Here is an 18,451-nt window from a genome sequence, read left to right as displayed (position 1 = left end):
ACCGGTTCATTATGATTTCATCCGGCCATGCCGGCAATTCTTACTGTTTCCACTGCAGCAGCTCCCGCCTCCCTTAGGATACGGAATCAATCCAGCATCCATGCGGACGAAGGGTCAACAAACCGTTCAGTAAAAAACCTCCCGGAAGCCGGGAGGTCCCACAAAGCGGGAGAAGCACCGCTCCGGAAACAGTCTGTGTTCCAAGCCAATCCGATCAGATTTATTGCTTCTCCACATTGAAATACTGTGCCTCCGGATGGGCAAAGACCATCGCCGAGACCGAAGCCTCCGGCTCCATCATGAAGCCGTCGGTCAGATGCACGCCGATATCCTCCGGCATCATCAGCTTGAACAGCGGTCCCTGGTCCTCCAGATCCGGGCAAGCCGGATATCCGAACGAGACGCGGATTCCCTGATAACGCGCTCCATGCCGTTGCTTCATTGTCATATCCGCCGGGTCCGGGAACCCCCACGTGTCCCGCATCATATGATGAACCCGCTCAGCCAGTCCTTCCGCTACCTCGAGCGCCACAGCCTGCAGCGCATGGGAACGCAGGTAGTCACCTTTGTCCTTCAGCTCTGCCGACATTTCACGGACACCATGTCCGGCCGTAACCACCAGGAAGCCCACATAATCCATAATACCGCTGTCTGCCGGTTTCAGGAAATCAGCCAGACAGAGATACGGCTCTACCTTCTGCCGGGGGAAGGTAAAAGTATGCAGCACTTCGGATACATCCTGCGGATTGTAGATCAGTATATCATTACCCCGCGATTGAGCCGGGAAAAACCGGTACATCGCCTGCGGCTTAATCGTACCCTCCAGCATCCCCTGCTGCAGAATGTCATCCACCGTCTCCTTCAGCTCCAGTGTGCGCTGATCGCCGGAGGCGAGCAGCGACTCTACCGAGCCTCGCACGCCAAGATGATGGCCGAGCAGCATCTGCATATTCACGTAAGGCACGATATGGCCGAGCGGATAATTCCGCAATACGTGGCGTTCCAGATCCGGCGGGGTGAATACAGGGGCATCCGGCGAGATATTAGAGCGGACAGCCCGGGTCAGCTCCGGCAGCTCCTGCGGTACCGGAGCTGCCGCCGCCGTTTCGGCCTCAAGCCGGACCTCTTCTTCCAGCTTGACGCGTTCCGCCGGATTCATCAGCCGGTTGGCCAGATCCAGCCCATCCATGGCATCCTTGGCATACAGCACCAGGCCGTCATATTCCGGTCGGATCCGCGTCTTCGTGAACTTGCGGGTCAATGCCGCACCGCCGACCAGAATCGGTACGTCAATGCCGGCTGTGCGCAAATCCTGAGCGGTCAGAACCATCTGCTGCGCTGACTTCACAAGCAGTCCGGACAGGCCGATGGCATCGGCCTTCTCCCGGCGGAAGGCCTCGATGATGCTTTCCGGCGGCACCTTGATGCCGAGGTTGACGATCTGGTAGCCATTGTTCGAGAGGATGATCTCTACCAGGTTTTTGCCGATGTCATGTACATCTCCCTTAACGGTGGCCAGCATGATCTTCCCTTTGACCGAGCTCTCGTCCTTTTTCATGAATTGCTCCAGATGAGCCACGGATGCCTTCATCACCTCAGCGCTTTGCAGCACTTCAGCGACAATCAGTTCATTGTTGTTGAACAGGCGGCCTACCTCCGACATCCCCGCCATCAATGGACCGTTGATAATTTCCAGCGGAGCCGAGTTCTGCAGCGCTTCATTAAGGTCTGGGATCAGACCTTCCTTCGTGCCTTCCACTACATAAGAGGCCAGGCGTTCTTCCAGAGAGAGATTCGAAATCTTCTCCCTCTTCTCGACCTTCTTCTCCCGGAAAGCGGCGACAAAGGCGGCAAGTGTATCATCATTGGTATTATAGATGAGCTCTTCGGCGAGCAGACGCTCTTCTTCCGGAATAGAAGCATAACGCTCCAGCTTCTCCGTGTTGACGATGGCATAATCGAGTCCCGCTTTCGTGCATTCGTACAGAAACACTGAATTGAGCACTTCGCGGCCGGCTTCCGGCAAACCGAATGAGACGTTGCTGATGCCGAGGATCGTATGCACACCCGGCAAAGCCTCCTTGATCAGCCGGATGCCGTCGATCGTCTCCTTGGCGGACCCGATATACTGTTCATCCCCGGTCCCGACCGGAAACACCAGCGTATCAAAAATCAGATCCTCCGGCTGCAGCCCATACTTATGTACAAGCAGCTGGTAAGATCTTCTGGCGACGCCCAGCTTCGCTTCCGCCTGGATAGCCTGTCCCGTTTCGTCGATGGTACCGACAACCACTGCTGCCCCGTACTTATGGATAAGCGGTGCAACCTTCTCGAATTTCTCTTCACCGTCTTCAAGGTTAATGGAGTTAATGATTCCCTTACCCTGACAATACTGCAGGGATAAATCGATGACTTCGGGGTCTGTCGTGTCGATCATCAGCGGCACCTTTACCTTCTTGACGACCAGCCCCAGAAACCGTTCCATATCGGCGCTCTCATCGCGGTCCGGATCCTGTACGCAGACGTCGATCACCTGCGCCCCGCTCTTGACCTGGGCCCGGGCAATCTCGGACGCTTCTTCATACTTGCCTTCGACGATCAGACGTTTGAATTTGCGTGAGCCGAGTACATTGGTGCGCTCCCCGACCATATACGGGCGGTTATCGTTCTCAATATAGACAGGCTCAATGCCAGACAAGGCAGGGGGATGTATTCCGTTTAGCTCACGAGGGGCATAAGCTTCCATTACCTCGGCAATCGCCCGGATATGCGCAGGAGTCGTGCCGCAGCAGCCGCCGGCGATATTCAGCCATCCTTTCTCGGCAAAGCCGCCCAGCTTGCGGGCCAGTGATTCCGGTGACTCGTGATAGTTTCCGTTCTCATCGGGTAATCCCGCATTCGGATAGCAGCTGACCGCAGCGGATGAAATCCCCGCCAGAGACCGGATATGATCGCGCATGAATTCCGGTCCGGTAGCGCAGTTCAGCCCCATAGAAATCGGATGCAAATGCTCCAGCGAAATGTAAAAAGCTTCAATATTCTGGCCGGCCAGCGTTGTGCCCATCGGCTCTATCGTACCCGATATCATGACCGGAAGTGTAATGCCCGTGCTGACAAAAGCATTGCGGATGCCGATGCTGCCGGCCTTCACGTTAAGTGTATCCTGAGACGTTTCCAGAAGCAGCGCATCTACCTGCCCTTCAATGAGGGCGACGGCCTGTTCCTCGTAGCTCTCCACGAGCTGGGAGAACGTGACGCCGCCTGTAACGGACAGCGTCTTCGTCGTCGGACCCATGGCGCCCACCACGTAGCGGGGACGTTCCGGTGTTTCGTATTTATCGGCGGCATTCCGGGCCAGCCGGGCGGATTGCAGATTGAGCTCACGCGCCTGTCCAGGAATATCATACTCTGCCAGAACGACCGAGGTCGCCCCGAACGTATTGGTTTCAATCAGGTCAGCGCCTGCTTCCAGGTACTTTTCATGAATACTCTGAATCACATCGGGCCGCGTCAGGGACAGCATTTCATTGCAGCCTTCCAGCTCATCCCCGCCAAAATCTTGGCCGGTCAACGGCACCTGCTGGATCATCGTGCCCATTGCCCCGTCCAGAATCAATATACGCTCCCGCAAGCTTTCAGCGATTGTCTTCTTAGCCACATCTTATCCCCCCACCAAAACATTAGAGTAAGTTTAGCAGAATAATGAGAAATCGGAAAGCCCGGGAACCGCATGCATACAAAAAGCGGCCCCTGTGAGCCGCTAATTTCAGTAAAACTATAATGTGGCTAAGAGCGGAAGCAGCTCAGCGAGATGGCTGATGACATAATTCGGCTCGATTTCCGGATCAGTGTCTTTGGCCGTCCGGTTGATCCAGACCGTTGTCAGACCCGCACCGTTGCCGCCAAGAATATCCGTGGTCAATTTATCTCCGACCATAACCGCTGCCTCCGGGGATGTCTCCAACAATCCCAGAGCATGTCCGAAAATCCCCGGATCAGGCTTGCCTTTGCCGAAGCTCCCGGAAATGACGATATGGTCGAAATACGGAGTGAGTTCAGGCACGCCGTCCAGCTTCTCCTGCTGCAGGGCCGGGCAGCCGTTGGTGAGCAGCAGCAGCTTGTATTTACCGCGGAGTTCGTTCAGGACTTGAAGAGTCTCTTCATACATATACGGACGGCTGCGTCGTTCGGCGGCGAACTGGTCTGCCAGTTTTTCGGAAAGCTCCTCATCCTCAACTCCCAGCGCAGCCAATCCGCGCCGCCAGGATTCCTTCCGGTACACCGGAGCCAAATGTTCCAATTGCCGGAACTCGGGCTGTTCACCTGCCGTAAAATTCCCCCATAAAGCTTCAAAGGGGTTAATCCCGATCTGCTTAGTAAACGGAAATGTATCATACGACTCATAAAGGCTTCTCGCCTCCTTACGGACAGCGGCCTCCAGCAGCTGCGGATCGACAGAACCGCCTGCAGCTTCGCAAGTGCTGCGGAACGCCTCCTCCACACTGCGCTCGTCCCAAAGCAAAGTATCGTCAAGATCAAATAAAACGGCGCTAACCGGCATGTTCATCTCCCTCTCCCTAAGCATCTCTTTACTATTCGTGAATGACTTCGATCTGGTTGGCCTTCCCGAATTGCTCCAGGCGCTCGGCCATCGCAACGGTGTTGTAACGGTTAATCCATTTGGAGAATACCCATTGCTTGCGTTTCCCTTTATGTTTAATGAACACAGCACTTTTGGACAAAATGATCTTCTCGATTTCAGCAGCCTGCAGCCAGCGTTCGCGGTTGAACTTAATCGTCGATACTCTGGCCCGTTCCACTTTGAGGAACGGACGGCGGAAGAAGACAAGAGCCGCCAGCGCGAAATACAGTACAATGCCGACCCAAGGCGCAAATATTCCGGATTGATCCGTCTGATCGACGGTACTTACCATCCAGAACATGATGCCGAGCAGCACCAGAATGACCGGGAAAAAGATGTTGCGGCCTTTGAAGACATCCGCTCCTTTGCCGGCAGACGTTCCGGCTGGCGCATATGAGCCTTGAATCGTTTCTTTGCCTTGCTTCTTTCTTAAACTGTTGGCCTGTTTCGTATTACGCTGGACCATTCTTTCCCAAGATCGGGACATTGCAGTTCCCCCTAGTCATTCATGAATATCTATGAAAAGACCGGCTCCGGCCTGTGAGACCTGTGCCTGTCTTGTTCACACCAGTTATTCCTTATCTACAACTTCTATACTGTCCAGTTGCGCCCGGAAATTCTTGCGGATATTGCCGAGATACACTTCCCGGAGCTTGGCGCGTTCCGCCACTTCTTCTTCACTGAGGCCGCCGCTCTTCTGTTTGCGGGCTAGTTCGTTGATCCGTGCGACCAATTCATCAATATTCAACTTATTTCCCTCCCTTTGAATTCATTCTAACTGTGCCATGAGAAAAAGAGCTTGTCAAGGTCCGCTCCCTGAAAGCTCTTCGGGTATTCTATCATCAATCTTTCTTATTTAAACGTCGTATTGTATCCCGTTCCTAATAGTATTTAATATACCGGCAGGGAGAGCACATCTCCGGCCATAATATCATTGTTCGTTAGTCCGCTGGAATGCTTAATTCCTTCTATATATACAGCCGTGTCCATCTTGGATGGCTTGTTCTCCAAGGCGATGCTCCAGAGCGTATCACCCGACTCGACAACAATCCGCTTCTCTTCGCGGAGCATTGAGACAGAGCCGGCAAATACATTGCCCACAACAGCAAACCCCGAGATCACCAGTAAGAGTACCAATGACAGCTTCATAATCCCCGCCTGGCGCAGAACCCGCATAAGCTTCGGAGTAGAGGCGCCGGAATGCTTCCGGTCTCGCGGAGATACCTTAGCTGATTGGTTACCTGCATTGCTCTCTTCGTAGATACTGCGGTAGGTGCTGTATTTTAACATGGGAACATGACCTCCAAACACTTGTTCTTAATTTCAAATTCACTATAACACGAACATGTGTTTTGATCAATAGCTTTTTTCGAACAATTGTTCCCTTTTTTTCAGATTACCAGGTAAGCCCCTTAGAATATCAGCCTGAAAACGCGCTATTTGTTAGAACTTATGTTTGTACGAACGGAAGTTCTATGTTATAATTTTCCCAAACATATGATATGGGGTTGATTCCGATGTCGAAGATTTCGAGTCGCCAGCTGGCGATCCTGGAATTTATACGCAATGAAGTCCGCAGCAAAGGCTATCCTCCTTCCGTTCGGGAAATCGGCGAAGCTGTCGGGCTAGCCTCCAGTTCTACCGTACACGGCCACCTGGACCGGCTCGAGAAGAAAGGTTTAATCCGCCGGGACCCTACGAAGCCGCGCGCTATTGAACTGCTGGGCCAGGAGGATTCAGAGAACGTCCATCAATTCGTTCAGACGGTTACCCGCGTTCCCGTTGTGGGTAAGGTAACAGCCGGGTTGCCTATTACAGCTACTGAGAATATTGAAGATTACTTCCCGCTTCCATCCCACTACGTAGGCGATAACAAGGTGTTTATGCTGTCTGTACTCGGCGACAGTATGGTCGAAGCCGGCATCATGAACGGCGACTACGTGATCGTCCGCCAGCAGCAGACTGCAGATAACGGCGATATCGTCGTTGCGATGACGGAAGACGACGAAGCTACCGTGAAGACCTTCTACAAAGAACGTGATCATATCCGGCTGCAGCCGGAGAATCCGGCCTATGAGCCGCTCCGCCTGAACCGTGTTACTATTCTCGGCAGGGTTATCGGACTATTCCGCGATATCCATTAATATGGCCATAGACAAGCAGCTCCGCATTCGTGCGGAGCTGCTTGTCTTATGTTTTGAACCTATAAATGCTCCATAACATATCCTGTATACAAAAGGAGGCGGAATGCTTATGCCTGCATACCGGATTATTGTCGACCTGTCGCAGCGGATGCTTTATCTGCTGGACGGAGATGTAGTGACGCGCGGCTTCCCGGTGGGGATCGGGACCATGTTAACGATGTCGCCGGTGGGAGAGTATACCATTATTAACAAGCAGCCCAATCCGGGAGGACCGTTCGGTGCCTTCTGGATGGGATTATCCAAACCGCACTACGGCATACACGGAACCAATGACCCCTCCTCCATTGGGCATATGGTTTCCCATGGCTGTATCCGCATGTACAATGAGGATGTTCTGGCTCTATCCGCACTGGTACCGATCGGGACAAGGGTTACGATCCGGGAATAACCGAGCACATCCAAGGCAGTTATTACACTGACAGGTTAACCCTGCGCTCTGCCTTACGGAGCAGCGGGGTTAGCTATGACAGCGGCTTATCTTCCGCAGCATTATAGGTTTGCTCATATCCCAGCTCCGCAAGGATGGACTCCGCCAGAGCATATTGCACGCCTGCAGGCTCTTTGGACCGTCTGGCGTACTTCACTGCGCTGGCCGTTACCTTCTCGATCAGCCTGCGGCCCTGCTCTTTGGTAATTGCCACTTCTGCGCCCGAACGCCCGGCTACCTCGGACAAGCAGAAGAAGGCAATGCGCATACTGTAGTTCTCCCTGCTTAGAAAGTAAAATAAATACGGAATATTTCTCAGCAGACGGTCCATCCAGACCGTAATCTCGCGGATTTGATACACTTCGCGCGGATCATATTCATAGCCGGTAAAAACCAGTGAAATACGGCCTCGGTACCGCCGCTTCTCGTATTTCTTGAATTCCTGCAAATAATTTTGCAGACGGCCCCGCTCGACATCTTCCCGGGGGATCTGCAGGAATACCAGTTCCTGCTCTTCGTTACCGGAATTACCGGCCTGCGAATCTTCCGCAATTGCCTGCCTTTCAGGCAGCGCCAGCAATTGCCGTAATCGTTCTTCCATGCTTCCTCACCTTCCGCCAATGGCACAGCCGCCTACTTCAAAGTAACTTAACGGCCACATATTCACATTTCATTATACTACTGGCGGAGCTGCTCTCCAAACGGACCATGCCTGACACAGCAATTCTAGTACGGCCCCATAAAAAAAGCATCCCGAAGGATGCTTCATTCCGCTACAGCAAGCTGCGCAGCAAGCGGATGGCTACAGCGTTAAGCCGCAGCGCTTCACGGATAGAGGCTCTTGCGGCCAGCAGCTCGCGGCGGGCGCGGCTGCCTCTCGGAACTCTGCGCAAGTTCTCGTTGATCTCTTCCAGTCTTTCCAGCAGGACTGCTCTTTGTGCACGCAATACATTAATCGTACGGCGGATTCTTCTGCGTTCTCTTTCCGTCATGATCGCACCTCTTTTACCAGGGATAGTATAAGAGATGCCAGTCTTACCGTTTTGGCCTGTGCGAATTGGCAGATTTATAGAGCCCGCATATATTGGAGCACCTAATCTTCTTCGCCGGATAAACGGACGCGGAATTCATACTCCCGGCGGTTATACACCATTCCGGCCAGCAATACTTCTTCCGGGGTCCATCTTTGGATCGGTCCGGCATAGTCGGCAATGACATGCGGCTTGCCCTTAACCAGTTGCACCACATACACATTCGCTTCGCAAAGAGCTGCTGCGAATAAATCAGCGTCGGTCTTAAGCACTTTATACGTCGTGTTATTCATAAGAACTCCCCCTGTCGGCTGATTCGTATTTCTCACGGATTTCCCGGTTCTTGGCGTATATGTACAAATCCAGCGCAGTGATGCCCCTGCGGGCCAGCTTCACCGCCAGTACAATGATATATATTATTAACACAAGTGACGCAAGCCAAATTAGCAGAGACAATATTCCCCCGAAAACCCCCAGTATTCCAAAAACAGCCTCAGGCTGTGACGACATTGCTAAGCCTCCTCTTAACATAGTACATGAATAGGACTAACGTCTCTCTTTAAAGCCATAATATACAATTTTCCATCTGAGGGGTATGATATCCTTCTCGTTTTACCATATTTCGCGTAAATTCTATGTAAAAAATTGCTCCTGCCATAAATTCGCATTACTCAACCACTATACTCCCAATATATGCCTCTGGCGCAAAGATGTAAATATGCTGGAAGTCATGTTCAATGCTTGATTAAGCATGCACGTGTCAGGCTCAGCCATATTCAGAACAAAAGCCCGCCGGGAAACCACCCGACAGGCTCTGGCACGATTGTGCCGGCTCAATATTTATATCCTAGATATAGAATGCCTTAGTAATAATGACGAGCAGAATGAACAGAACAAGAATAGCTCCGGTCGAGGTCCAGTAGTAGCCGCCTGCTCCAACATTTTCACCCATGATAATGCCTCCTTCGAAAAGTAGATTACAGCATAATTTATGCAGGCATTTGTTACGTGGTCTGGGTGTTTAGGCAAACATCGCACAGTAGCCTTTGGAAGAGCCGGGGCAATTACCCCACGGATATTCCGGAGAAAGTGACCGGTCCGGTGACACTCGCCGTATTCAGTAGAATGTTCAAACTGTTGTTTGCAATGCCCAAAGAATAGGCATGATAACCGGCAGGGACACTGCGGTCCTGATAAGACATGGAGATCGGCTGGATCGCCAGCACCGCCAGTCCGCTGGAACCTACATTATAAACGGGTTGTCCGTCACGGTAAATCGTGAAGATCACGCTTGGAGCACCCAAGGTCGTCTGAAACCCGATATTTGCACTTAACTGCACGAAGCCTCCGGCAACGGTAGCAATGCCAAACTCTGCAAGAATCTGATTGCTGCCGGGGGCAAGAATTGGAATAGACACCGTCTGTGTCCCTGTTGTAGCTGTACTGCTGCCGGAATCAATGATCGTTGCCATAATCGCGCTCACATCCTCTCAATTTTTACTCTACAGACTATGAGCAAAAAAACCGATGTGCTTGGACGATCTCCCCAAATTTCCGGATCTGCTTAACTCTTGCGTTTTGGCGGATGGACTCTGCGGCTGACGGATCGCCCGGATCTTTGGGAGGTAGGCAAGTCATTCAAGCCTGCAATCACCTGGAGCGCGTTCCCGACCGATTGCAGTACGTTACCGGCAACCGTCAAATCATTCGCTTCTTTATCCGATGCTGCGCTTCGCTGTGCTGCGGTCAATTCGGCCTGCGCCGCATTGGCGATGGATTGCATGGCATTGCCCAGGATGGACAGCTTATTCGCTTCTTCCTGCTGCTTTTTGCTCTTGGACAAAGCTTTAGTCTGGCCCAGTGCCGCAATGTTGGTTCCTATAGCCTGCAGCCAGGCAAAGGCAGCCAATTGTTCATCGATACTCAACTTTTTGGCCAAAGCATTCATCCCGCTTCCACACGAAAATAAGGTTTGTACACTATATTACCGTTTCATGGGTTCGGTGCGGAATTTCCATAAACACCCTTTTTCTTCTTACAATAAGCTCAGCGCAGAACTGGTCCCGATTTCATAGATTTTTTGGAGTGTACGGGCAAGCTCCTCCTTGTCTTCAGCGTCCTCTGTATGCACATACCCATCCACAAGCCTGTATCCAAAACATATAAGGATCATCTCGTAGACGCAGGGATCGGAGATCGAAGAAACATCGGCATACTCCGAAAAACCTTTGTAATATGCGGTTACACACCGTTGGTAATATTCAACCATATGATCAATGTCAGCCTCATCCGCGATCAGGCTGGCGAGATCCTCTCCCAGATAGCCCCAGCCGGATGTATCCCAGTCCATAACCGCAATAGTCCCGCCGGCATGGATCAGGTTGGTCACCCAGAAATCCCGGTGGCATAGCACAAGAGGCAGCTTTTCAATTCGGGCAAAAATCTCGTCTGCATGCTCATCGACGCCAATGAGCATTTGCCGGAGGTGCTGCGGCAATTTGCATTCCTCCGAACGGATATAATTATAGACGACCGGCCACGAACGGTAATGCAGATACGTCTTTTTCATGAAGTCCGGGTGGCTCAGATTGGTCAGGCTCTGCAATATTGCAGGCTGCTCCGCATAGAGCTTGCCTTGATAGCGGCCTAACTCCAGGGCAGCCTGCTCATACATGTCACCGGTCAAGTCTAAGCCGGTTGTGCCTTCGATATATTCCAGCCACACCTGGAATTCATCAGCTTCAGCATTCATTTCAGCGTGATAACATTCCGGCCACCGGAGAACGCCCAAGAATGTCGTCCCCAAGTCGGACGCATAAAGGTCATATTCCCGCCGCCATGAACCCGGGTCACCATAACGCTCCCATTTCTTCTGCATTTTCAGCACGATACGGTACGGCAAATGTTCACCATCCACGGTTTCGGCGATCCCGGTTAACAGATACACACTCCCCACAGTTCCGCCATGTAACGAAGTGGCCTGGTAGCCGGCAGAGCTAATATCCTTCTTCAAGCATCGGCTTAAGGCATAGATCAGCGTTTCCAAGTTAATCATTGTTCCCATTCCCCGTTCCTTTAATGTGTTGGTGGACGTAAAAAAGCCACGGACAAGCAGCCTTCAAACCAAAAGCTGATGTCGCGCGGCAATTAAACGCAAAGATAGATACGACCTTCATCGTATCCTGCAAACAGCATTATTCACGAAAGGTTACTTTAGATGGCATACCAAATAACACAGGATTGGTCCCGTTGGTTTGCACATGCCTGCTATTCAATTTTAAGACTCAACCACCTTATAAGTAGCTGCCATTAAAATCACATCCCCCTTCGTGTCAGGAACTCGCTTATCGCTAAGCTGAATATAAAATAACCTGTTATGCCAAATAAATCTATGTAAACTTCATTTAGAAAACGTTTGTTACCGCCAGATTGTCACCCTGATATCTCCTACCCTCACACAACAAAAAACCCCCGGAGCCTTACGGCCCCAAGGGTTACTTTATCCTAGTACAGCGTCATGTATTGATCGCGTTCCCACTCATGCACTTGCGTGCGGTAGATGTCCCACTCGATTTCCTTCAGCTCGTAGAAATGAGCCAGCGCATGCTCGCCGAGCGCTTCAGTAATCACCTGGCTGCGGATCATTTCGCTGAGCGCTTCCTTCAGGTCGGCCGGCAGGCTTGGAATGCCTTCTTCGATCCGTTCTTCCTCGGACATCACATAGATGTTGCGGTCGATCGGTGCAGGCAGATCCAGCTGGCGCTTAATGCCGTCGAGGCCGGCTTTCAGCATTACAGCCAGAGCCAGATAAGGGTTGGCTGCCGGGTCCGGGTTACGGACCTCGATGCGAGTGCTCAGGCCGCGGGAGGCCGGAATACGGATCATCGGGCTGCGGTTGCTGGCGGACCAGGCCACATAGCAAGGCGCTTCATAACCCGGAACCAGACGCTTGTAGGAGTTCACGGTCGGATTCGTGATGGCGGCAAAAGCACGGGCATGCTTCAGGATGCCGGCCATGTAATAACGGGCTGTCTTACTCAGACCCAGCGTGTCGCTTTCGTCATAGAATACATTCTCATTGCCTTTGAAGAGCGACTGGTGGGCATGCATCCCGGAGCCGTTCATGCCAAATAGAGGCTTAGGCATAAAGGTAGCATGCAGGCCGTGCTGACGGGCCACCGTCTTCACAACCAGCTTGAAGGTCTGAATCTGGTCGGCAGCTTTAATGGCATCGGCATATTTAAAGTCGATTTCATGCTGGCCGGAGGCCACCTCATGGTGGGAGGCTTCGATTTCAAAGCCCATTTCTTCCAGGGTCAGTACGATTTCGCGGCGGCAGTTCTCGCCGAGATCCATCGGCGCCAGATCGAAATATCCGCCTTGGTCATTGAGCTCCTTGGTCGGATTGCCCTTCTCATCGGTTCTGAACAGGAAGAATTCCGGTTCAGGTCCGACATTCATGGCGGTATAGCCCATTTCCTCGGCTTCCTTCAGGCAGCGTTTCAGAATACCGCGCGGGTCGCCGGCGAAGGGTGTGCCGTCAGGCATGTATACGTCGCAGATCAGACGGGCAACACGGCTGTCCGTGACCCAAGGGAAGATAACCCAGGTGCTGAGGTCAGGGTACAAATACATATCCGATTCTTCGATCCGGACATAGCCTTCTATGGACGAACCGTCGAACATCATTTTATTGTCGAGCGCCTTTTCAAGCTGGCTGACTGGAATTTCTACATTTTTGATCGTGCCGAGCAGGTCGGTGAATTGCAGACGAATGAAACGGACGTTTTCTTCCTTGGCAATGCGCAAAATATCCTCTTTAGTGAAGCTCACTTTACCCTCTCCCTTTCATGTCTCTTTCAGTTATTTATTAAAAAACCGGGATAGCTCGCCTTGAATAAGTGATACTTGTCCCGGTCTTTTACCGGAAACCAGTTCTTGCTTCAATAATCGGTGCAGCTGCGAATCGGACAGCTCTCTGCGGCGAACCTCGGTATCCGGGGTGATCACCGTAGCTTCCTCGGATTCCTTCGATACCGGGTTCATCACCTGCTTAATGCCGGCGATATTGACACCCTTCTCAATCAAGGCCTTGATTTCGAGCAGACGCTCAACATCATTAAACGAGAACAAACGCTGGTTGCCGGAGGTGCGCGCAGGTACGATCAAACTGTGCTGCTCATAATAACGAATTTGTCTAGCAGATAAATCGGTCAGCTTCATTACGATCCCTATAGGAAATAATGCCATATTTCTGCGGATTTCATCACCCATGACTCATCCAACCTTCCAATGATCTATTATCTCATCTCATTGTACATTTCGTATTCAGGCGTGTCAATGGTATGTAAGATATACTTACAGCAATTTTGCATCCCGCATGCGCTGCAGTGCCATTAACACGCCAAATTTCACATGCGAATAGGTCAGCCCGCCTTGCATATAACCAATATATGGCGCCCGGATCGGCGCGTCGGCAGATAACTCCAAGCTTCCACCTTGAATAAAGGTACCTGCCGCCATGATGACAGGATGTTCGTAACCCGGCATGTCCCAAGGCTCGGGAACTACATGGCTGTCGACGGCGGCAGCACGCTGAATCCCTTGCACGAAGGCGATCAGATGCTCCGATCCGTCAAAAGCTACCGCTTGAATCAGATCGGTGCGCGGCTCGTTCCAGGCCGGCTTCGTGCTGAACCCGCAGCGGGCGAACACGGAGGCGGCGAATATGCTCCCTTTGAGCGCCTGGCCAACCGTGTGCGGTGCCATAAACAGCCCTTGGTAGAGCCCGCGCGTCGTTCCCAGCATAGCCCCCACTTCTCCGCCAATGCCTGGCGCCGTCAGGCGGTATGCAGCCAGCTCCACGAGGTCGGCACGTCCGCAGATATAGCCGCCCGTCTCGGCGATGCCGCCGCCCGGATTCTTGATCAGCGAGCCGGCAACCAGATCGGCACCAACCTGAGGCGGCTCCAGCTCTTCCGTAAACTCTCCATAACAATTGTCTACGAAAACAATCACTCCAGGTTTCAAGCTTTTGACTTTGGCGATCATTTCACCGATCTCGGCCACCGTGAACGACGAACGCCAATCGTAGCCGCGAGAGCGCTGAATACCGATTACCTTGGTATTACCCTGAATAGCCTGGGCCACCGCATCCCAATCCACACCACCATCAGCCGTTAAGGCAGTCTCTTTATAGCCGATTCCGAAATCGGCCAGCGAGCCGGTCCCGTCTCCGGATTCTCCGATGACCTTATGCAGGGTGTCATACGGTCTGCCCGTGATATACAGCAGTTCGTCTCCCGGCCGCAGTACACCGAACAGCGCCGTAGATATCGTATGGGTGCCGGAGGCGAAATGGGGTCTTACAAGCGCCGCCTCGGCGCCGAAAATATCAGCGTAGACGAGGTCCAGCACCTCCCGGCCCCGGTCATTATAAGCATATCCGGTCGAACCGGCAAAATGAAAGTCACTGACCTGATGACGCTGAAAGGCTTCAATGACCTTCCATTGGTTATGGTCGACAATCCGGTCCAGCAGCTTAACCGCTTCTGTGATCTCAAGCTCTGCGGCATCTGCCGCCTGTATAATATCCTCTGCAAAAACTGCCATTTCCCCTCGTTCTCTCCCTATAACTGAATTTTCGCTCAGGCAAAACTCGGCCCGCAAGCATCCGCACCGTCCGGCAGCGCCGGGGGACAAGATGCTTTGCGGGACCGCGTTCGCCTATGGGCAGCGGACTCCAGATACTACTGCTGCTCCAAGAAATCCGCCAGCTTGTATCCCAACTTGCCGTAATCCTCTTTGTTCACACGTACTGTATATAGCACATCGTTCTCTTCATAAGCTGTTTCGAGCACTTCGCCCACCTGATAGAGCAAGGCGGCTGCTTCACCGCGTTCACCAGGAATCCGGAATTTCAAGGTGTCACCGGCCAGCTCATCGGCAATGGTCTGCCGGATACGCTCCAGATCCTGAGGATGAAACGCGCTGATCTTCAAGAACCCCTGTCCGCCGGGCAGCATCTGCAGCTGTTCCGGTGTACAGATGTCGCACTTATTGAACAGGACAATCTGCGGCTTGCCGGCCGCGCCGAGGTCCTGGAGAATAGCTCCGACAACCTCCATCTGCTCCTCCCGCATCGGCGATGAAGCATCGACCACATGCAGTACAAGAGTGGCTTCATTCACTTCCTCCAGCGTGGCCCGGAATGCCGCCACCAGATCATGAGGCAAATTCTGTATGAAGCCGACTGTATCGGTTAGAACGACTTCCTTGCCGCCCGGCAGCTCAAGAACTCGCGAGGTCGGATCGAGTGTCGCGAATAGCTGGTTCTCAATATACACATCGGCATCCGTAAGCTGCTTAAGGAGGGTGGACTTCCCGGCATTGGTATAACCGACCAGAGCCACTTGGACGGTGCCGCTCTTGCGGCGCCGTTCCCGGTGCAGCTCGCGCGTCTTGACGACATCGTCGAGCTGCCGCTTCAATTCGCCGATCCGGTCGCGGATATGCCGGCGGTCCGTCTCCAGCTTGCTTTCCCCGGGACCGCGGGTACCGATGCCGCCGCCGAGCCGGGAGAGGTTCTTGCCCTGTCCCGATAACCGCGGCAGCAGATAAGTCAGCTGGGCCAGCTCTACCTGGATAATCCCTTCCCGGGTTTTGGCTCTGCCGGCGAAAATATCAAGAATCAGCTGGGTGCGGTCAATAATCTTCAGATCCAGACTTTCCTCCAGGTTGCGCACCTGCGCCCCCGACAGCTCCTGGTCGAAGATGGCCGTATTAGCCCCGAGACCCTCGGCAGCCATACGCAGCTCCTCCACCTTGCCTTTGCCGATGAACCATTTGGGGTCCGGTGTCTCTTTATTCTGGCGCAGCACATCCAGAACCTCTACACCCGCAGTTTCCGCCAGCTGGATTAATTCCTGCAGCGACAACTCCGGGTCTATCCCCGTCTGCTTAATTTTATCGGTGACCAGACTGACGAGAATCGCCCGGTCTTTCATTTCGGTGGTTGTGTCATAGGTAGTTGATGACATGGTAAAATTCTCCTATCCGCCGTGCGCAGAGCCATGAGCTCTGTACATAAATAACCGCCCGGTTCTTATTGAAGTCTTTGTTATCAATGCCCCTGGACAGCCGATAATATCCAAGTGCAAAGTCCGCATTATCTGAATCGGGATCTAATCATTGCCATGATAATACTACCATAAGATTTAAATGTAATATAGGCTGAGGGTTTACTCGTTGAGTAAGGCATCAAGGTACACACGGCATAGAAAAATACAAAGCCCCCGCATGGAGAGGCCATCCATCCGGGGGCTTTGGTTTATGATATTGCACTCTTCACCGTCTGAATCTCATCCGCCTCCAGAATATCTCTGGGCAGTATAGTCATCAATTCTTGCCTGGTCGGTTTAATAGGTCTGCCCATAAGTCTGACTGCCTGATGCCTGATCGATTTCTCTATGATATTGCGTACAAAACGGGCGTTGCTGAACACCGTTTCATCAATAATTTCGTCAAGAATAATTAATTTGAGTTTCTCGATCGTTTCACTGGTCAGCGTGTAGTCCCTTTCACCCGCCATCTTCGCTGCAATTAAGACGAGTTCGTCAACCGTATAGTCGCTGAATTCGATCTTAATGGGAAACCTGGACGGCAATCCGGTATTCGAGTCCAGCAGCATATCCATCTCGTCCGGATACCCGGCAAGAATGATAATGAGGTCCTCGTGTTTGTCCTCCATCATCTTGACCAGACAGTCGATAGCCTCCTTGCCGAAATCCTTGTCCCCGCCGCGTGCAAGACTGTAAGCTTCATCAATAAAAAGGATACCGCCCAGCGCTTTCTTGACCAGATCCCGCGTCTTCTGGGCTGTGTGACCGATATATTCCCCCACGAGATCAGCCCGCTCCACCTCAATCAGATGGCCTTTACTCAAGACACCCATCCGCTGGAATAGCTTAGCAACAATTCGGGCGACCGTGGTCTTCCCGGTGCCGGGGTTGCCCTTAAACACCATATGGTATACATGAGTGTTGGCTTTAAGATTAACTTCGGTGCGCAGCTTCTCAATCTGCAGCAAGGCGTAGATCTCGTAAATAAGTGACTTCACTTTCTCAAGCCCCACCATTTCATCAAGCTCATGAAAAAGATCCTTGATCGGATCGGTCAGATGGGATGAGAACGGGGACCGGGGTTCAATATCGCTGGCCACAAGCTTCGCTTCATCTTGAGCTTTGAAGGTTATATTCATTCGTGCATCATTGATTGTGATTTGCCTCTTCTTATCCTCCAATATGGATCACCTCATGCCCATTAATGCGATCATGCATTGATTGGCCCGGACGGGCTGCCTGCTTCCGCTATATTCTATATCTATTCCGGTTGAACTACGGTTATTAGCAGTTTCAGATTATTCCGGACAAATCAGCAGGCATCCCGGCCTTCAATAGGCCGCAGGTAAGCTCAACTCTCACATTCTCACAAAAAAGGCTGCTGCAGCTTCCACTTGGTATAAGCCAGAATTTCACGGGATTTATACTTGAGCATCGACATCGTCTGGCTCTCCGTCACGGCCAGAGCAGGTTGCCGGTAACCGAGTTGTTCGGCCATTTCCAGCGCCCGCGTGCCATGAAAAGTATGCGTGATAACAATGGCGGAAGCGAAGCCTTCCTCTTGCATAATATTCTGGCTGAAGCGCAGGTTCTCATAGGTGCTGGTAGACTTGTTATCCAGATGAATGACTTCTTCAGGCACTCCGTGAGCTACCAGATAATTGCGCATACCCTCAGCTTCCGTATACTTGTAATCCTCTCTGTCCAGCCCGCCGGATACAATGAAATTGCTGAAGGCGCCCTGACGGTACAGCTCAAGGCCATAATTCAGGCGCTCCTGCAGTCCCGGACTGGGCTCATCGCCCCACATTGACATTCCCAGTATGATCCCGGCGTCTGCCTTAGGCAGCGGTGAGTCTGTGGCAGCGCTGTTAATGTTGTTGAACACGACTGCGACCCAGAGCAGTCCAGCCGCCAGCACCCCTGCCAGCATCGTCAGCAGGAGATATTTGCGCCGCGAGCGGCGCCGCTTCCCCGACATTCTGCGAATCGGGGAAGAATCTTTCTGATACACATACCAATCCATT

General features: G+C 52.4%; 21 protein-coding genes. 2 read left to right on the top strand and 19 right to left on the bottom strand.

Annotated features, from left to right (window positions below):
• Positions 1 to 220: 220 nt before the first annotated feature.
• The 5 genes from metH to F1381_RS18325 form a co-directional block, all read right to left on the bottom strand.
• Positions 221 to 3,598 (bottom strand): methionine synthase, encoded by a 3,378-nt coding sequence (metH, locus tag F1381_RS18345; RefSeq protein WP_425495282.1) that lies wholly within the window; start codon positions 3,596 to 3,598, stop codon positions 221 to 223.
• A gap of 177 nt (positions 3,599 to 3,775) precedes the next feature.
• Positions 3,776 to 4,561: an HAD family hydrolase gene (locus tag F1381_RS18340; protein WP_187355456.1), complete on the bottom strand. Its 786-nt coding sequence runs from the start codon at positions 4,559 to 4,561 to the stop codon at positions 3,776 to 3,778.
• A gap of 31 nt (positions 4,562 to 4,592) precedes the next feature.
• Positions 4,593 to 5,129 (bottom strand): hypothetical protein, encoded by a 537-nt coding sequence (locus F1381_RS18335; RefSeq protein WP_151736293.1) that lies wholly within the window; start codon positions 5,127 to 5,129, stop codon positions 4,593 to 4,595.
• Positions 5,130 to 5,213: 84 nt separating this feature from the next.
• Entirely contained in the window at positions 5,214 to 5,390 is a 177-nt protein-coding gene (locus F1381_RS18330; RefSeq protein ID WP_151736292.1) for a DUF896 domain-containing protein, read from the bottom strand.
• Positions 5,391 to 5,533: 143 nt separating this feature from the next.
• Positions 5,534 to 5,932 carry a LysM peptidoglycan-binding domain-containing protein gene (locus tag F1381_RS18325; protein WP_151736291.1) on the bottom strand — a complete coding sequence of 133 codons (399 nt, stop codon included), beginning with the start codon at positions 5,930 to 5,932 and terminating at the stop codon, positions 5,534 to 5,536.
• Positions 5,933 to 6,159: 227 nt separating this feature from the next.
• Between F1381_RS18325 and lexA the strand changes: the two genes are divergently transcribed.
• Together lexA and F1381_RS18315 are read left to right on the top strand one after the other, a co-directional pair.
• Positions 6,160 to 6,786, top strand: coding sequence for a transcriptional repressor LexA (lexA, locus tag F1381_RS18320; RefSeq protein WP_151736290.1), 627 nt, complete (start codon positions 6,160 to 6,162; stop codon positions 6,784 to 6,786).
• Between the two features lie 109 nt (positions 6,787 to 6,895).
• Positions 6,896 to 7,234 (top strand): L,D-transpeptidase, encoded by a 339-nt coding sequence (locus F1381_RS18315; RefSeq protein WP_151736466.1) that lies wholly within the window; start codon positions 6,896 to 6,898, stop codon positions 7,232 to 7,234.
• Positions 7,235 to 7,307: 73 nt separating this feature from the next.
• On the opposite strand, the gene F1381_RS18310 is transcribed toward F1381_RS18315, so the two are convergent.
• From F1381_RS18310 to F1381_RS18250, 14 genes are all read right to left on the bottom strand, one after another.
• Positions 7,308 to 7,874, bottom strand: a complete 567-nt coding sequence (locus F1381_RS18310) for a hypothetical protein (protein ID WP_151736289.1) — start codon at positions 7,872 to 7,874, stop codon at positions 7,308 to 7,310.
• Between the two features lie 172 nt (positions 7,875 to 8,046).
• Positions 8,047 to 8,265: a hypothetical protein gene (locus F1381_RS18305; protein ID WP_151736288.1), complete on the bottom strand. Its 219-nt coding sequence runs from the start codon at positions 8,263 to 8,265 to the stop codon at positions 8,047 to 8,049.
• Between the two features lie 101 nt (positions 8,266 to 8,366).
• Positions 8,367 to 8,597, bottom strand: a complete 231-nt coding sequence (locus tag F1381_RS18300; RefSeq protein WP_151736287.1) for a hypothetical protein — start codon at positions 8,595 to 8,597, stop codon at positions 8,367 to 8,369.
• Complete coding sequence (locus F1381_RS28920) at positions 8,590 to 8,730, bottom strand: hypothetical protein (RefSeq protein ID WP_246188097.1); 141 nt, start codon at positions 8,728 to 8,730, stop codon at positions 8,590 to 8,592. Before F1381_RS28920 ends, F1381_RS18300 begins: the two co-directional genes overlap by 8 nt.
• 421 nt (positions 8,731 to 9,151) lie before the next feature.
• Entirely contained in the window at positions 9,152 to 9,256 is a 105-nt protein-coding gene (locus F1381_RS28595) for a YjcZ family sporulation protein (RefSeq protein WP_222850459.1), read from the bottom strand.
• A 112-nt stretch (positions 9,257 to 9,368) separates the two neighbouring features.
• Positions 9,369 to 9,776, bottom strand: coding sequence for a hypothetical protein (locus F1381_RS18290; protein ID WP_151736285.1), 408 nt, complete (start codon positions 9,774 to 9,776; stop codon positions 9,369 to 9,371).
• A 92-nt stretch (positions 9,777 to 9,868) separates the two neighbouring features.
• Positions 9,869 to 10,243: a DUF6944 family repetitive protein gene (locus F1381_RS18285; protein WP_246188096.1), complete on the bottom strand. Its 375-nt coding sequence runs from the start codon at positions 10,241 to 10,243 to the stop codon at positions 9,869 to 9,871.
• Positions 10,244 to 10,339: 96 nt separating this feature from the next.
• On the bottom strand, positions 10,340 to 11,359 hold the full coding sequence (locus F1381_RS18280) for an aminoglycoside phosphotransferase family protein (RefSeq protein WP_151736284.1): 1,020 nt from the start codon (positions 11,357 to 11,359) through the stop codon (positions 10,340 to 10,342).
• A gap of 449 nt (positions 11,360 to 11,808) precedes the next feature.
• Positions 11,809 to 13,137, bottom strand: a complete 1,329-nt coding sequence (gene glnA, locus F1381_RS18275) for a type I glutamate--ammonia ligase (protein WP_151736283.1) — start codon at positions 13,135 to 13,137, stop codon at positions 11,809 to 11,811.
• Between the two features lie 30 nt (positions 13,138 to 13,167).
• The gene (locus F1381_RS18270) at positions 13,168 to 13,578 is read right to left on the bottom strand and encodes a MerR family transcriptional regulator (protein ID WP_019910684.1); all 411 of its coding nucleotides are present in this window, start codon (positions 13,576 to 13,578) and stop codon (positions 13,168 to 13,170) included.
• A gap of 84 nt (positions 13,579 to 13,662) precedes the next feature.
• Entirely contained in the window at positions 13,663 to 14,916 is a 1,254-nt protein-coding gene (locus F1381_RS18265) for a methionine gamma-lyase family protein (protein WP_151736282.1), read from the bottom strand.
• A 137-nt stretch (positions 14,917 to 15,053) separates the two neighbouring features.
• Entirely contained in the window at positions 15,054 to 16,343 is a 1,290-nt protein-coding gene (gene hflX / locus F1381_RS18260) for a GTPase HflX (protein WP_151736281.1), read from the bottom strand.
• Positions 16,344 to 16,633: 290 nt separating this feature from the next.
• Complete coding sequence (locus tag F1381_RS18255) at positions 16,634 to 17,563, bottom strand: AAA family ATPase (protein WP_151736280.1); 930 nt, start codon at positions 17,561 to 17,563, stop codon at positions 16,634 to 16,636.
• A gap of 227 nt (positions 17,564 to 17,790) precedes the next feature.
• Positions 17,791 to 18,450, bottom strand: coding sequence for a YdcF family protein (locus F1381_RS18250; protein ID WP_151736279.1), 660 nt, complete (start codon positions 18,448 to 18,450; stop codon positions 17,791 to 17,793).
• Position 18,451 lies beyond the last annotated feature (1 nt).

The organism is Paenibacillus tengchongensis, from assembly GCF_008973665.1.
GTDB lineage: Bacteria > Bacillota > Bacilli > Paenibacillales > Paenibacillaceae > Paenibacillus_AQ > Paenibacillus_AQ tengchongensis.
Note: the sequence above shows the minus strand (reverse complement) of the source record. Positions and strands in the feature narration are given on the sequence as shown.

What these genes read in the sequence shown, in the direction of transcription:
- F1381_RS18270 (WP_019910684.1), bottom strand. Translation starts at nt 13,578, where the DNA reads ATGGGTGATGAAATCCGCAGAAATATGGCATTATTTCCTATAGGGATC.
- F1381_RS18280 (WP_151736284.1), bottom strand. Translation starts at nt 11,359, where the DNA reads ATGATTAACTTGGAAACGCTGATCTATGCCTTAAGCCGATGCTTGAAG.
- F1381_RS18255 (WP_151736280.1), bottom strand. Translation starts at nt 17,563, where the DNA reads ATGAATATAACCTTCAAAGCTCAAGATGAAGCGAAGCTTGTGGCCAGC.
- F1381_RS18290 (WP_151736285.1), bottom strand. Translation starts at nt 9,776, where the DNA reads ATGGCAACGATCATTGATTCCGGCAGCAGTACAGCTACAACAGGGACA.
- F1381_RS18265 (WP_151736282.1), bottom strand. Translation starts at nt 14,916, where the DNA reads ATGGCAGTTTTTGCAGAGGATATTATACAGGCGGCAGATGCCGCAGAG.
- F1381_RS28595 (WP_222850459.1), bottom strand. Translation starts at nt 9,256, where the DNA reads ATGGGTGAAAATGTTGGAGCAGGCGGCTACTACTGGACCTCGACCGGA.
- F1381_RS18300 (WP_151736287.1), bottom strand. Translation starts at nt 8,597, where the DNA reads ATGAATAACACGACGTATAAAGTGCTTAAGACCGACGCTGATTTATTC.
- F1381_RS18340 (WP_187355456.1), bottom strand. Translation starts at nt 4,561, where the DNA reads ATGCCGGTTAGCGCCGTTTTATTTGATCTTGACGATACTTTGCTTTGG.
- F1381_RS18315 (WP_151736466.1), top strand. Translation starts at nt 6,896, where the DNA reads ATGCCTGCATACCGGATTATTGTCGACCTGTCGCAGCGGATGCTTTAT.
- lexA (WP_151736290.1), top strand. Translation starts at nt 6,160, where the DNA reads ATGTCGAAGATTTCGAGTCGCCAGCTGGCGATCCTGGAATTTATACGC.
- F1381_RS18325 (WP_151736291.1), bottom strand. Translation starts at nt 5,932, where the DNA reads ATGTTAAAATACAGCACCTACCGCAGTATCTACGAAGAGAGCAATGCA.
- F1381_RS18250 (WP_151736279.1), bottom strand. Translation starts at nt 18,450, where the DNA reads ATGGATTGGTATGTGTATCAGAAAGATTCTTCCCCGATTCGCAGAATG.
- F1381_RS18310 (WP_151736289.1), bottom strand. Translation starts at nt 7,874, where the DNA reads ATGGAAGAACGATTACGGCAATTGCTGGCGCTGCCTGAAAGGCAGGCA.
- metH (WP_425495282.1), bottom strand. Translation starts at nt 3,598, where the DNA reads ATGGGCACGATGATCCAGCAGGTGCCGTTGACCGGCCAAGATTTTGGC.
- F1381_RS18335 (WP_151736293.1), bottom strand. Translation starts at nt 5,129, where the DNA reads ATGTCCCGATCTTGGGAAAGAATGGTCCAGCGTAATACGAAACAGGCC.
- hflX (WP_151736281.1), bottom strand. Translation starts at nt 16,343, where the DNA reads ATGTCATCAACTACCTATGACACAACCACCGAAATGAAAGACCGGGCG.
- F1381_RS18305 (WP_151736288.1), bottom strand. Translation starts at nt 8,265, where the DNA reads ATGACGGAAAGAGAACGCAGAAGAATCCGCCGTACGATTAATGTATTG.